Source organism: Sorangium sp. So ce1014 (assembly GCF_051521505.1).
Taxonomy (GTDB): Bacteria; Myxococcota_A; Polyangia; order Polyangiales; family Polyangiaceae; genus Sorangium.
Window position 1 is genome coordinate 270377 of the sequence record NZ_CP150356.1, and the last position, 12408, is coordinate 282784.

Genomic DNA, 12408 nt, shown 5'->3' on the forward strand with positions numbered 1-12408 from the left:
CGGCCGTCATCGACCAGCTCGTTGGCGAACACCCCCGCCGCGTAACCGCGTGCGCCCCTGCGCACGCCCGGGACGGGCCGACCCGCATGCATTCTGGTTTCACCGCGACATTTGTCTTTGACGCCCACATCACGCTCAGAAAAGTGGCTTGCGGTTCTCAGCGCTCATCGCGCGCAGCGGCCGAAGGTTTCCAACCGGGGGGAGACGGTGAGGGCGTCACAACGGCGGATCTCATGGGCAGCAGGGGTTGTCCTCCCGCTCCTCGTTGTCCCGGCGCGCGTAGAAGCGTACGAGCTGAGCGCCGGTGTGAGCCTCGGGTGGCTCCAGGCCGGTACAGTTCCGCGCCTCGCGGTGGGCCCGCACGCGGGCATAGCGTGGCCCCTCCAGCGAGACATCCTGTTCACGGTGCACGACCTGTGCACGATCCTACCCCCGACCCAGGAGGACGGGCCCGGGGTGTACAACCAGACCTCGGCCGACATCGGGTACGCGTGGGAGGACGGCAACGTCAGCGCGGGGCCCTCGGTCGCGTTCTATGTCGTGCCGGCGTGCGGCATCACCTTGTGCGGCCGCGTCGCTGGCATGGCCGTAGGCGGGCACGCGCAGACCAACGCGTACGTTGCTGGACCGCTGGGGGTGTCGGTGAGCGTCAATGTGGACTGGGTCGGTCGGGGCAGTCTGGTGCTCCCGGGCTACGTGTCCGTCGTCGTTGTTGCTGGTCCTGTGCTTCGATGGAGTGCTAAATGAACGTGAGAACAGTCCTGTTATTGGTCGTGGTCATATCGGCCTGGACGCTGGCGGCGTGCAACTGGACGATCGGAGACTGCTACCCTGTCGGGGAAAGAACTTCGGGTGCAGGTGCCGGTCCAGGCTCGGAGCCCCGCCCCGTCTACACCTCCGCCGGATCCGGTGACTTCGGGGCGGAGCCGCCGGACGGCTCGCACGACGGCAACGAGCGCAAGATCGCCTGCAACGAGTGGGAGCTCGAAGACGAAGAGGAGAGACCGAGCGACAGCTCGGAACGGCCGACAGAGAGCCCGACGAGTCCGCAAGACCCTTGCCCTGGATTCGGCGATATTGCGGGAGACGGAGCGACCTTCTTGAGCTGTAGCGATGCGTGTAGCTCGAAGTGCCCGCCGCCTGGAATGGCCCCATGGGTATACGTAGACTTCGATCCGTCGGACTTCACATTTGTTACCACCGTCAATGACCCAGGCACGGGTAAAGCCGGTGGGTGGCAGGTGGCCAGGGTCAAATTGAATTTCAGGAAACTCACTGTCCCGCACACGGTCAAGAGCTGGTCCTGTAATTTTTCCATCGAGATGCCGCTCCGGACTGAGATGTATGGACCCATCGATGCAGACCGCGCAGCCAGCCTCAGCGAGGAGATCACGGAGGAGGTCGCGAACCGCATGGACTACGATCTCCCCCAGGGGATATTCTGTAGTAGGTTCATCGACCAGGCGCGGGCGACGTTCAAATCCAAGTACAAGGGGCTTGGCGCCAGGGTGACAAATCCATGATGATAGCTCACTCCGAACTGCTCGACGTCGTTTACCGCTTTTACCCGCGAGGCGTGCATAACACCGATCGCATCCACGTGCCTCCGGGCGAGCCCGTCTACAAGGACACGGAGGAGCACCGCCGCCTGGTGGAAGCCGCAAACCGCGGGCGAGCGGAGTACCCAAGGTGGAACGCCATGATCGACAGGCTGGGGGATCGATACGGCCTTCAAAACGAGTCGCTCCACCTGTTGTCCGGGGGGGCCGACCCGGCGTACTCGGCCCGCATCTGGCTCACCGACGAAACGGCGCTCAGCTTCCACGTGTCCCTGCTCGGGCCATACTACGGGATCCATCTCCCCGGTATCCCCGAGGAGGAGCCGGTGGCGCGCGAGGTCGCCCGGGAGATCGAGGCTACGTACCCCGGCTACCGGGCAATCCCGCCGGAGATCGGGAACGAGGTGGTGCCGGATGTGGCGATGAACGTGGTGTTGATGGGCGAGGCGACGATCTACATGTGCCTCTTCTCGGAGGTGTGGACTTGGGTTGATCCGTAGCCATTCCCCTGGGCGGCCGCCGTCCACTTGGCCGAGCTCGGGCGCTTCGCCGTCGAGACGCGCTCGAGGCGAGCTCGGCGGCGCCCACGCCGCGGCGGGGTGGCCGTGGCGATACGCGCCGGGGGGGGAGAGCTCGGGTGGCTCGCACCTCGGCAGGGGATCATCTCTTCCAGGTAGAAGTGCCGCGGCCGGCGTCGAAGCGGCCGGCGTCGGGCTATCCTGGGCGGGATGACGGTCCGGAGCTCCACGTCGCTGGGTATCGCTCGATCCGCGAGCTGACCCTCCCGCTCGCGCAGGTCAATGTCGTCGTCGGGCCGAATGGCGTCGGCAAGACGAACCTGTATCGCACCATGGTGCTGCTCGGCTCCGCGGCGAGCGGGAGCTTTGCGCGCACGCTGGCCGAGGAGGGGGGATGCCGTCGGTGCTCTGGGCCGGCCAGCGCAGCAAAGGTCCGGTGCGGATGACGCTGCGGGTGCGGCTGGATCAGCTCGTCTACGAGCTTCAGTGCGGGCTGACGCCGCCGCCAGCAGGGCCGTTCGCGCTGGACCCGGACATCAAGGAAGAGACCCTCTGGCTGCTCGACAAGCGCCGCCGCCTGCCGATGCTGGAGCGGGCCGCGGGCTCGGCCTTCGCGCGGGACGTGGACGGCCACCGCGTGACCTTTCCCTTCTCGCTCTGGGGCTCGGAGTCGGTGCTGGCGCAGGTGGTGGAGCCGCACCGGTTTCGCAGCTGCTGGCGCTGAACGAGCCGGAGACGAGCCTGCATCCGGATCTGCTCGGGCCGCTCGGATCGACAAATTCTACGGATCACCATGGCCGGCTACAACATCGACGGCGGGCACGCCGAGGCCGCGCAAGACGCTGCGGATGAACGGCTCCTGCGCGGCGATCTCGGCGATGTTCAGAACGCGAGCGGGGCCAACGTGCGGGCCCCGCCAGATCATGGGGCCCCCGACGGGCCCCGCAGTGGGGGCAGCGGTCAGCGGCGACGGGGCGGCCGAGAAGGCTCTCGATGGTGGTTCCAGCCGCGCGTGCGGCGCGCATGGCGGTGCCGGGGGACCCGGCGTACTTGCCCGCGACGATCGCTCGGAGCGTGCGGGCCCGCATGCCCATGTTCTCGTCGAGGCAGGACCACGAGCCGTACAGGCCGCGCAAGTTGCGGAGGGCGGCGCGGAGCCGCATGCGCTCCACGTCGGTGAGGGAACGGGTGACGCAGACGCGGCGGCGCTTGCCGCTCCGGACTGAGTTGATGGGGAAAATCGATCCACTCCGTGCAGCCGAACTCAGCGAAGAGATCACGGAGGAGGTCGGACAGCTCATGGACTACAACCTCCCGCCGGGGATCTTTTGCAAAAGCTTCGCCATCCAGACGGACGCCGCGTTTAAGTTGAAGTATAAGGGGCTCGGCGCCTCGGTAACGAATCCATGAAGACAACTCGCTCCGAGCTGCTCGACATGATCTACCGCTTCTATCCGCGGGGCGTGCAGAAAATCCAGCGCATCTATGTGCCTCCGGGCGAGCCCGTCTACGAGGACACGGTGGAGCACCGCCGACTGGTGGAAGCCGCAAACCGCGGGCGAGCGGAGTACCCGACGTGGAAAGCGATGATCCGCCGACTGGGGGACCGATACGGCCTTCAAGACGAGTCGCTCAGCTTGTTCGGGGACGGGGGCGAGCCGGCGTACTCGGCTCGCATCTATCGCCGCAAGGACTTGGAGCCCGTTCCCTCGCCCAACAGCAGGGCTTCGCTCAGCTTCCACGTGAGCCTCCTCGGGCCTTATTATGGGATCCACGATACGGGCGAGCCCGACGAGATACCGGCGGCGGTTGCAGAAGAGATCGAGGCCACGTACCCCGGCTACGAGCCGATCCCGTCGGAGCTCGGGAACGAGGTGGTGCCGGATGTGGACATGGATGCGGTGTGGATGGGCGAGGCGACGATCTACATGTGCCTCTTCTCGCCCAAGTGGACTTGGGTGGACCCGTAACTACTCCCCCGGGCGACCGCGGTCCACGTGGCCGAGCTCGTGCGCTTCGCCGTAGAGTAGTTCGAGACGAGCTTGGCGGCGCGCCCTCCGCGGCGGCGGGGCCGTGGCGGTACTCGCCGCGAGGGAGCTCGGGCGGCTTGCACCTGGGCCAGGGGATCATCTCCTCCAGGTAGCAGCGGTCACATCGCTGGCGGGCGACCTGGGCGAGCTCGAAGAGCGCGAGCTCGGCGCGATCGCCGTGCTCGTCACGCGGGCGCGGCCGCCGTTTACACCTCGCCGAGCTCGGTCGCGGAGCCGCCCGCCCGCGGAACGGCCGCGCCCGGGCGACGTCGTGCAGCTCGAACCCCGACAGCGAGAGTGCCGTGTCCGTCCGGGCGTTGGTCTGGCCCGGGAGGCGCGTCGCGAGACGCTATGCGGCGTCACCGGGCGCCTTGCGGCGCAGAACGATGCTTTTCCAGTGCGGTGGCCCTCGGTTGGGACAGCGTGCTGGAACATCGGTCGGCTCGCCGAGCGGAAGCCGCGTCGTGCTGCCATTCGTTTTCGATACCAGGCGAGGTGATTGCGCCGGGGCGAACCAATAGCCGGGGTTACGCCGCGAGCTCCTCAATTTCGGCTCGAACGGCGTGCGCCGCGAATCTGCTCGTGCGTTGGTGGCGTTCGCCTTTCGATTTCAGCGGAGGTACGGACTCAACGCCTGGAACCAAACATCGGCCATGCGGTTATACCCCGCCTGGTTCGGGTGGAGATTGTCGGCGAAGAGGGACTGCTTGTAGTTGGTGTCGTTGGTGAACGCTGTGTACATGTCCACCAGCACGATGTGCTGCCCCTTGCTGACGCGCGTCGAAACCAGGTCGGGCATGGCCGCGTTGTAGGCCTTGATGGCGTTGTTCGTGGCGTCCGTTCTCGACGGCACGATCTGCGCGAGCACCACGAGGATGTTCGGATCACGCATGAAAATCGAGTCGAGCAGCTTGCCCAGGCGATTCGGTGCGTCCGCAAGGTTGATGTTACCGTTGATGTCGTTCGTTCCGATCATCAACGTAATGATGTTGGGCTTGTAATTCGGAATGCTGGTGCCCACGAGCTGCGCGATGCCGTTGTTGCCCTCGATCGTCCAGCCGCCGTGACCCTCGTGGTTCCTCGGGAACGTCACTCCGTCCACCATGGGCACGCTGTAATCATTGGCGGAACCGACGAAGGTGATGTCGCGGTTCGCTTCGAGCGCGAGGTGGAACAGCGGGGCGCGGTAGCCGCCGGCGACGTTGAAACCCTGCGTGATTGAATCGCCGAAGGGCATGATCTTACAGGAGCCGCTCGCCGGGCAGGGCTGGAATGCCGGGCCGCCGCCCGCGCCGGCGCTGCCCCCTGCGGCACCTCCGTCACCCGCGGTACCTCCGACACCGTCGGATCCGCCGCCCATGCCACCCGAGCCCGCTCCGCCGGCGCCCCCGGTGCCGCCGGTGCCTCCTGCACCGGCGTTCGCCGCGCCCCCGCTGGTCGCGCTCGAGCCGGAACTGCCGGGCGAGCCGGCCGCTGTCCCGCTGCCGCTCGTGGTCCCGGCGCTGGCCGTGCTCGCGGTTCCGTCCGTCGTCGTGCCAGGCGAGTCGGCGCCGTCACTGCACGCTGCGACGAGCAGCACCACACACGCGAGGACGGCGGAAGAAGAAAATTTTAGGCGGTGTACGAGCATCTGCTGCGCATAACACGATCGCGGCTCCACCGCGATTGTGAAGCGCAGCTTATCGAAGAGGCCGTTGTCGTTGAACGATTTTCTCGCGAGGGGAAGTGCGTCTGGACGGCGGCGCTCTTCGCGGCCACGCGGCGCCCGAGCGCGAACGGCGGTTACACCGTAACCACCCGACCCTCGCCATGGGCACGGCCCCTCGCGGCTCTCGCCGGGGTCGACGATGTTGGGCGGGGGGCGGCGTCGGCCCACGACTCGGCGCGGGCACAGGCGGTCCTGAAAGAGGGCCCGGTGACGTGGCCTCCACCTGTGTCGCCGACCAGAGCGCGCGTGGTTCAGGTCGCGTCGGCGTCGCCGGCGCTCGGAGCAGCGAGCTCGCCCAGGCGTCGGGCAGCAGTTCGTCTAGCTGTGTATCTCGGCAACTTGCAGCGTCACATTGTTAAACGACGACAGGTCCATCCGCGCGACCTCGATCATCTCGGCGGAAGGTCGCGCGGACGTCGTCGCCCACACCGAGGTGCCGTGGGTACGAGGTCACGGCGGCGCCGAAGCGCTATCTGGCGCGCTCCATCCCGGCGCAGACCAGGCGCGGCGCGCGTTGCCGTTGCGCGAACACCGTTTCGTGCGGCGGTCACCGGGGGGCAGACTCGATCGCTGCCCGCCGCTCCGCTTCCAGCGTAGGCTTGTCGGCCGCCTGCTCGTCGAGCGGCGACGGCATCGTGGGTGTGTGCCGAAGGTCAGTGCGCGCGCTTCGGATCGGAGCCGCTCGCGTGTCACGGCAGTCCGAGCAGCCGACCGATCGTCTCGTGAACGACCCGGGCCACCGCCTCGTCGCCGACCGCGACCGCGCGGGTCAGGGCCTCGGCAAGCGAGGCGACAACGGCGGATCGAAGCGAACGGTTCATCGGGGCGAGTTCCCCAGGCCCCAGGCTCGCCGGTTGGGTCCATGCCGCCCGAGGGGGGCGATCCGTCGCCACACCCTTCCGAAATCCTAATGGAAACGACGGATCGCGATGGTTCGCCACCTCAAATTTGTTCCCCAAGCTCGTCCCTGGCTCCCCGTCCACGGTAGGCTCCCCGCGCGGAGGACCCCCTCGCCGGGAGCCGGCCGGCCCGGAAATCCCTCCGCCGCACCAGGGACGAACCTCCGCAATCCGGGGCGGGCCGCGCCCCCGCCTCCGATCGGCGTTGCCCGCCCTTTCCCTTCCGTGATGTGCTGCGGGGCATGGTCGCTTCGAAGCTTGTCGCGGTCCTCTCCACATGCACCCTCGCGCTGGCGGCCGCCTTGACCGGAGGCTGCACCGCGTCGGATGACCCGTCGGAGCCCAAGGCGGACGACTGCTCGACGGAGGGGCAGAACCGGTTCCTGTTCGATCTGATGAAGGACGCCTATCTCTGGTACGACCGCGTGCCGGACGTGGACCACCGGGCTTACCCCTCGCCCGAGGCGCTGCTCGAGGATCTCGTCGACACGTCGCGAGACCGCTGGAGCTACATCGCGCCCACGAGCGAATACGAGGCCTATTTCGAGGAGGGGCAGACCCTCGGGCTCGGCGTCCGGTGGAGCTTCGACCTGGAGGGCAACCTCCGGCTCGCGCTCGTCCATCCGGCCTCGCCCGCGGGGGCGGCGGGCCTGCGGCGGGGCGACAGGGTGCTGGCCATCAACAAGATCGATGTCGAGCAGGTGGCGAGCGACGATCTCTGGGCAGAGGTGACGGGCCCCGACGAGGAGGGCGTCGATGTCTCGCTGACGATCGAGCGCGCGGGCGCCGAGGTCTTCACGGTCGCTGTCCGGAAGGCGGTGTATCCCATGACCACGGTGCTGAACCCGCGGATCCTGAAGGCGGGAGCCGCGACGGTCGGTTACCTCGTGCTCACCACCTTCATCGAGCCCACCACAAAGGAGCTCGACGCCGCCTTCGCGATGTTCAGGGACAGCGAGATCGACGAGCTCGTCCTCGATCTGCGCTACAACGGCGGCGGGCGCCTCGCCGTCGAGAGGCACCTCGCGAGCCTGATCCACCGGCCTGCGGAGAGCGGCGCGCTGCTCGACGTCATGGCGCATAACGACCGGCACGTCGACTGGGACAAGCGGGCTTTGTTCGAGGACCTCGACCAGCCGGCGCTCCCCCTGTCCCGGCTTGTCGTCATCACCACCGGCGCGACGGCCTCGGCGAGCGAGACGCTGATCAACAGCCTGCGCGCCTACATGGACGTCCAGATCGTCGGCTCGACGACGCACGGCAAGCCCGTCGGCATGCACGGGTGGACCTACTGCGACAAGAGCCTGCACCCGATCTCGTTCCGGGTGCTCAACGCGAAGGACGAGGGGGATTTCTACGAAGGCTTCGCCCCCGACTGCGCCGCCCACGAGACGCTCGACGCCGAGCTCGGCGACACGGCCGAGACGTGCCTCGCCGAGGCCCTGCACCTGCTGGAGCACGGCGCGTGCTCGACCCCGGCGGAGCCGGGCGAGGCGGGCGAGGCAGGCGAGGCAGGCGAGCGACGCGCCGCACCGCCGCGCGAGATCCCCTGGGACGGCTTCCGGCGCGAGGTCGGCGCGCTCTGAGGCCCTCTCGTCCTCACGGGACTTCCCGCGCGTGGAACCAAAGCCCGGCGGCCTGCCGGGCCGGCGCCGCCCGGCAGGCCGGCCAGCCGCCGGCGAGGCGCCAGCGCAAAAGACCGCAGCGACCGGCTTGACACGTTGAGCGGCTTGGCGGAGATTCCTCCGTCATAGCGGACGTAGCGCCGCGGCCAAGGAGGGACACTGTATGAGCCTGCAACTCGGAAGCATCGCGCCTGATTTCGAGCAAGAGTCCACGCACGGGAAGATCCGGTTCCACGAGTGGGCCGGGAGCTCGTGGGTGATCCTGTTCTCGCACCCGAAGGATTTCACCCCGGTCTGCACGACCGAGCTCGGCGCGGTCGCGCACCTCAAGGCGGAGTTCGACAAGCGCGGCGTCAAGCCCATCGCCCTCAGCGTCGACGACGTCGACTCGCACAAGCGCTGGTCTGTCGATATCGAGGAGACGCAGCGCACGAAGCTGAACTATCCGATCCTCGCCGACGTGGACCGGAAGGTGTCGGGCCTTTACGGGATGATCCACCCGCAGGCGAGCGACACGCTCACGGTCCGCTCGGTGTTCCTCATCGATCCGAACAAGAAGATCCGCGCGACGTTCACGTACCCGGCGAGCACCGGGCGCAACTTCGATGAGATCCTGCGCCTCATCGACTCGCTCCAGCTCACGGACAGCCACTCCGTGGCGACGCCCGCGAACTGGAAGGACGGCGATGAGGTGGTGATCGTCCCCTCGCTCCAGGACCCCGAGGTCCTCAAGCAGAAGTTCCCCAAGGGCTACAACGCCGTCCGCCCGTACCTTCGCCTGACCCCGCAGCCGAACCGCTGAGGCGGCGCGGCGGGGCTCAGTGAAGCCCCGCCCTCCAGCGCCTGCCTCGCCCGCGGGTCGTCCCGGAACGACGCGGGGAACGGGATCTGCCCGGCCCCCGCGAACCCCCGGAGCTTCGCGGCCAGGTTCACCGTCCTGCCAAAGTAGTCACTCCCCTTGTTCAGGTTCACGGCGAGGCACGACCCTCTGTTGAGGCTGAGCCGCAGGCGGAGCCCGAGGTCGCTCCGGTCCGGGTGAGACCGCTCCTGGAGCGCGAAGGCGGAGCTCCGTCCACTGGAACGCATGACCGAGGACGCGCGACGCGCCGCGGAGCGACCTGCCGGTCGGTCCGGGCTCCGCGCCCACGAAAGGCGCGGGCGAATGGCGCCGTCGCGCACGGACTGACGTCCAGCCACGACGTCATGGTCTCCGTTGCGGCGAGACGCGTTTAAGATCGTGGGCAACGTCCTCTACACGCCGCGCCTCGACAGGGGATCGATCCTGGTCTATGCGGGCGGCGCGGAGGACCCTTGCTTCAAGAGCGATTACAACGTGGTCGTGGACCGCTTCAGCAGGGACAACGGTGATACGATCATCAGCCTCGCGAGCTGGCGGCGAGCTACGGGGCAAGATAGGCACTCGTTCCTCGCGACGCCGGGTATGCTGTTCTTCGATTTTGCAAGAGACGATTATTCAATACATTGATGCTCGTTCCATCTGGTTGCCCTGCTTCGTGGTGCACGGCGGCCTTTGCACCGGCGCTCCGCCCGCTGACCGAGCCTCGCTCGTCACCGGTCCTCGCTGCTTCGCCTCCTGCCCCGCTCCACCCTGATCCAGGGGAGCCTCGCGACCGCGCTCGGCGCTTCGGCGAGCGCGGCTGGCCCTCGCTCGCTCTCCGGCGCGTCATGGCAGCGCGACAGGCACGGCCTCGATCCGCGTGCTGACGACCCTCCGGCGCTGCGCGCCGATGTTCGCCTGATCGATCCGAAACATCAGCGAGAATTTCTTCTCGTCAGGCGCCGGCGCGAGATGAGGCGACCTGAAGCGGTCATCCCGCGAGTCTTCGCGGACGATCGGCTTGCCGCCGTCATGCTTCCACATCGGCGCCGGCGTCCCATGCCCCGTCCCGTCGGGCATGACGACCCGGCTGCTCACGTGGACGGTGACCCTGCTCCCGGCCACGAAATCGCCGTTCATCGACAGCGCCTGCCCGGAGAAGCGCTTCAACACCGCCTGTGCAATGAGCCGCCAGTCCTCGCCGTTCCCCGCGTTTGCCCCGAGGAAGCGCACCGAGACAAGCTGGCCCTTCGCGTTCAAGGTGAGCTCGAACGAGCTGTCGGCGACGTCCGGCGCGACGGAGGACGACACCTCCTCCGCGACGGCCGAGGCGAGCGTGCCCGCGGCGGGAAAGACCGGCACGGGCGCTCGCCCGCCCTGGTCTGCGTCGCTCCGAGCGGAGCGCGGCGGGACGGGGCGCCCGGGGGCGAGGGGGCGTCTGGGGGCGATGGACCTCGCCGGTGGCTTCACGGGCAGGACACCTGGCAATGTCCAGACTGGCACGCCGTCGAGGCCAGGTGGGGCGGCGGCGAGGGGAGGCGCGTCGTACGCGTCCGGAGGCGCGCTCTCGCGGGCCGCCGGTTCGGCGCTCGACGCTTGCGCGGAATCCGCCTCGGGCGGCGCCGCCGGGCGCGCTCGCGGCGCGGCGCGACGAGAGCCGGGGTCGGTGCTCTTCGTCCGCGCGAGGCCCTGGGGCGGCTCGATCGGCAGATCGTCCGGCGCCCTGGGCTGGTCTGGCAGCACGTCGATGTCCAGCGACACGAGCGGCTCGACCTCCTCGCCCGCGCCGGCCCGCGCGCGCTCGTCGATGACCTGCGGCACGAGCGCGCGAGCAGCGACGACGCCTCCCGCGTGGAGGAGGAACGCAGCGAGCAGAGAGAAGGAGTCCCGGCCACGCACAGGCCGCCGACCGTAGCACATCGGCGCGCTTTCCGTGGTCCCCGGCCGCCCAACTCCGGCGCGGCCGTGTGGCAGGACATGAAGTCTACCCCTCAGGCACCAGCGCCGGCGCCGCCGCGGCTCGACCGCGGGAACCTCCCTGGAGGGGCGCCGCGGGCAGGTGGATCGATCCGCCGGGACGGTCACGGAGGCTGCGGCCCTCGCGACGAGACAGGCACGCTTGCGCCTCCGCAAGGATGGCCAGGGCGATCTCCTCCGGCGTCTCGCCCCCGAGGTCGAGGCCGATGGGGCTGTGCAGACCGCCTGCGCACGCGAACGTGGGCGCGCCGCTCTCGGCCAGCAGGCGCTCCGCACGGCGCCGCGGTCCCAGCAGGCCAAGATAGGCGACAGGAACCGTGGAGAGAGCTCGCAGGAGCGCCCGGTCCTGCGTCACGCTGTGCGTCATGACCACGCAGGCTGTTCCGGGCGCGATAACGAGGTTGGCGAGCGGGGACGCGCGGTCTGTGACCACCACCTCGTCGGCGACGGGGAAACGATCCCGGCGGGCGTAATGGGCCCGAGCGTCCGCTACGGTCACGTGCCACCCGAGCTCCTTGGCGAGACGCACGAGCGGAACCGCGTCGTGGCCGCCGCCGAATACGACGAGAGAGCGCGGCGGGCGCACCACCTCGAGGAAGACGTCGACCCGCACGCGCGCGCCCCCGAACGCCACCTGTTCGGAGGCTCCTCGCCGCAGGCAGTCCGCGGCGCGCGCGGCGATGCTTCGCGCCAGCGCGGCGTCGGGCAACCGGCCGCCGAGGTGGCCGTCCGCATCGAGGGTCACGCGGTCCCCGACGCGCGCCCGCGAGGGGTCGAGCGAGCCGATCACGGTGGCGAGCACCCCCGCGCGCCGGCGCGTCACGCACGAGGCAAGGAAATGGATCGGCTCGACCGGCTCCTCCTCGTGGCGCAACCGCTCGAGCAGCACGTGAATCACCCCCTCGCAGCCCAGGTCATAGGGGCGTTCACCCTCCTCCTCCTCGCGCGTGCTGTATCGGACGAGGGCGGGGCTCCCATTGCCGGTCAACCACCACGCCTTGCGCGCCACGTCGCCCTCCAGGCAGCCGCCGCTCACCGAGCCGACGCGGCGCCCGTCCTCGACGAGCAGCATGCGCGCGCCGGGGCGTCGATAGGCCGAGCCCTCCACGCGCACCACCGTGGCCAGCACCGCATCCTTGCCGTCGCGAACGGCCTCCGACCACAGCGAGATGACGGCTTGTGCTTCGTTCATCGGGGGTCTCTCCCATGGATTCGAATCGACGTTCGGACCTCGCGCGTGGCGCCGTGCGCCCT

Annotated in this window: 15 protein-coding genes; 10 read left to right on the plus strand and 5 right to left on the minus strand. The window is 68.8% G+C overall.

Going from position 1 to position 12408, the window contains the following annotated elements; translation table 11 throughout:
* Window positions 1-306: 306 nt before the first annotated feature.
* The 7 genes from WME75_RS01040 (at window position 307) to WME75_RS01070 (ending at window position 4047) form a co-directional block, all read left to right on the plus strand.
* Window positions 307-747, plus strand: coding sequence for a hypothetical protein (locus WME75_RS01040; RefSeq protein WP_437485499.1), 441 nt, complete (start codon window positions 307-309; stop codon window positions 745-747).
* A complete protein-coding gene (locus tag WME75_RS01045; RefSeq protein WP_437485501.1) occupies window positions 744-1523 on the plus strand; it encodes a hypothetical protein in 780 nt (259 codons plus the stop codon). The genes WME75_RS01040 and WME75_RS01045 overlap by 4 nt, the downstream gene beginning before the upstream one ends.
* Complete coding sequence (locus WME75_RS01050) at window positions 1520-2059, plus strand: hypothetical protein (RefSeq protein WP_437485503.1); 540 nt, start codon at window positions 1520-1522, stop codon at window positions 2057-2059. Before WME75_RS01045 ends, WME75_RS01050 begins: the two co-directional genes overlap by 4 nt.
* A 137-nt stretch (window positions 2060-2196) precedes the next feature.
* Window positions 2197-2523, plus strand: coding sequence for a hypothetical protein (locus tag WME75_RS01055; RefSeq protein ID WP_437485505.1), 327 nt, complete (start codon window positions 2197-2199; stop codon window positions 2521-2523).
* On the plus strand, window positions 2472-2801 hold the full coding sequence (locus WME75_RS01060; RefSeq protein ID WP_437485507.1) for a hypothetical protein: 330 nt from the start codon (window positions 2472-2474) through the stop codon (window positions 2799-2801). The genes WME75_RS01055 and WME75_RS01060 overlap by 52 nt, the downstream gene beginning before the upstream one ends.
* Window positions 2802-3307: 506 nt before the next feature.
* Window positions 3308-3487 (plus strand): hypothetical protein, encoded by a 180-nt coding sequence (locus WME75_RS01065; protein ID WP_437485509.1) that lies wholly within the window; start codon window positions 3308-3310, stop codon window positions 3485-3487.
* The gene (locus WME75_RS01070; protein ID WP_437485511.1) at window positions 3484-4047 is read left to right on the plus strand and encodes a hypothetical protein; all 564 of its coding nucleotides are present in this window, start codon (window positions 3484-3486) and stop codon (window positions 4045-4047) included. Before WME75_RS01065 ends, WME75_RS01070 begins: the two co-directional genes overlap by 4 nt.
* A gap of 670 nt (window positions 4048-4717) precedes the next feature.
* Here WME75_RS01070 and WME75_RS01075 read toward each other — a convergent pair.
* Together WME75_RS01075 and WME75_RS01080 are read right to left on the minus strand one after the other, a co-directional pair.
* Complete coding sequence (locus WME75_RS01075; protein ID WP_437485512.1) at window positions 4718-5689, minus strand: SGNH/GDSL hydrolase family protein; 972 nt, start codon at window positions 5687-5689, stop codon at window positions 4718-4720.
* Between the two features lie 815 nt (window positions 5690-6504).
* Window positions 6505-6636 (minus strand): hypothetical protein, encoded by a 132-nt coding sequence (locus WME75_RS01080; RefSeq protein WP_437485514.1) that lies wholly within the window; start codon window positions 6634-6636, stop codon window positions 6505-6507.
* Window positions 6637-6956: 320 nt separating this feature from the next.
* On the opposite strand from WME75_RS01080, the gene WME75_RS01085 reads away from it, so the two are divergent.
* Both WME75_RS01085 and WME75_RS01090 read left to right on the plus strand, forming a co-directional pair.
* Complete coding sequence (locus WME75_RS01085; RefSeq protein WP_437485516.1) at window positions 6957-8300, plus strand: S41 family peptidase; 1344 nt, start codon at window positions 6957-6959, stop codon at window positions 8298-8300.
* Between the two features lie 202 nt (window positions 8301-8502).
* Window positions 8503-9141 (plus strand): peroxiredoxin, encoded by a 639-nt coding sequence (locus WME75_RS01090; protein ID WP_437485518.1) that lies wholly within the window; start codon window positions 8503-8505, stop codon window positions 9139-9141.
* Here the strand turns inward: WME75_RS01090 and WME75_RS01095 are convergent.
* Entirely contained in the window at window positions 9090-9425 is a 336-nt protein-coding gene (locus tag WME75_RS01095) for a hypothetical protein (protein ID WP_437485520.1), read from the minus strand. The two genes, WME75_RS01090 and WME75_RS01095, sit on opposite strands and share 52 nt — an antisense overlap.
* Window positions 9426-9576: 151 nt before the next feature.
* Between WME75_RS01095 and WME75_RS01100 the strand changes: the two genes are divergently transcribed.
* Window positions 9577-9825 carry a hypothetical protein gene (locus WME75_RS01100; RefSeq protein ID WP_437485522.1) on the plus strand — a complete coding sequence of 83 codons (249 nt, stop codon included), beginning with the start codon at window positions 9577-9579 and terminating at the stop codon, window positions 9823-9825.
* A gap of 198 nt (window positions 9826-10023) precedes the next feature.
* Here WME75_RS01100 and WME75_RS01105 read toward each other — a convergent pair whose 3' ends face one another.
* Both WME75_RS01105 and WME75_RS01110 read right to left on the minus strand, forming a co-directional pair.
* Window positions 10024-10998 (minus strand): hypothetical protein, encoded by a 975-nt coding sequence (locus WME75_RS01105; protein ID WP_437485524.1) that lies wholly within the window; start codon window positions 10996-10998, stop codon window positions 10024-10026.
* A 163-nt stretch (window positions 10999-11161) separates the two neighbouring features.
* On the minus strand, window positions 11162-12346 hold the full coding sequence (locus WME75_RS01110) for an XdhC family protein (protein ID WP_437485525.1): 1185 nt from the start codon (window positions 12344-12346) through the stop codon (window positions 11162-11164).
* Window positions 12347-12408 lie beyond the last annotated feature (62 nt).

Excerpts from the sequence above, each read along its gene's own strand:
- WME75_RS01065 (WP_437485509.1), top strand. The coding sequence starts at position 3,308 with ATGGGGAAAATCGATCCACTCCGTGCAGCCGAACTCAGCGAAGAGATC.
- WME75_RS01045 (WP_437485501.1), top strand. The coding sequence starts at position 744 with ATGAACGTGAGAACAGTCCTGTTATTGGTCGTGGTCATATCGGCCTGG.
- WME75_RS01050 (WP_437485503.1), top strand. The coding sequence starts at position 1,520 with ATGATGATAGCTCACTCCGAACTGCTCGACGTCGTTTACCGCTTTTAC.
- WME75_RS01095 (WP_437485520.1), bottom strand. The coding sequence starts at position 9,425 with ATGCGTTCCAGTGGACGGAGCTCCGCCTTCGCGCTCCAGGAGCGGTCT.
- WME75_RS01110 (WP_437485525.1), bottom strand. The coding sequence starts at position 12,346 with ATGAACGAAGCACAAGCCGTCATCTCGCTGTGGTCGGAGGCCGTTCGC.
- WME75_RS01080 (WP_437485514.1), bottom strand. The coding sequence starts at position 6,636 with ATGAACCGTTCGCTTCGATCCGCCGTTGTCGCCTCGCTTGCCGAGGCC.
- WME75_RS01060 (WP_437485507.1), top strand. The coding sequence starts at position 2,472 with ATGCCGTCGGTGCTCTGGGCCGGCCAGCGCAGCAAAGGTCCGGTGCGG.
- WME75_RS01085 (WP_437485516.1), top strand. The coding sequence starts at position 6,957 with ATGGTCGCTTCGAAGCTTGTCGCGGTCCTCTCCACATGCACCCTCGCG.
- WME75_RS01070 (WP_437485511.1), top strand. The coding sequence starts at position 3,484 with ATGAAGACAACTCGCTCCGAGCTGCTCGACATGATCTACCGCTTCTAT.
- WME75_RS01090 (WP_437485518.1), top strand. The coding sequence starts at position 8,503 with ATGAGCCTGCAACTCGGAAGCATCGCGCCTGATTTCGAGCAAGAGTCC.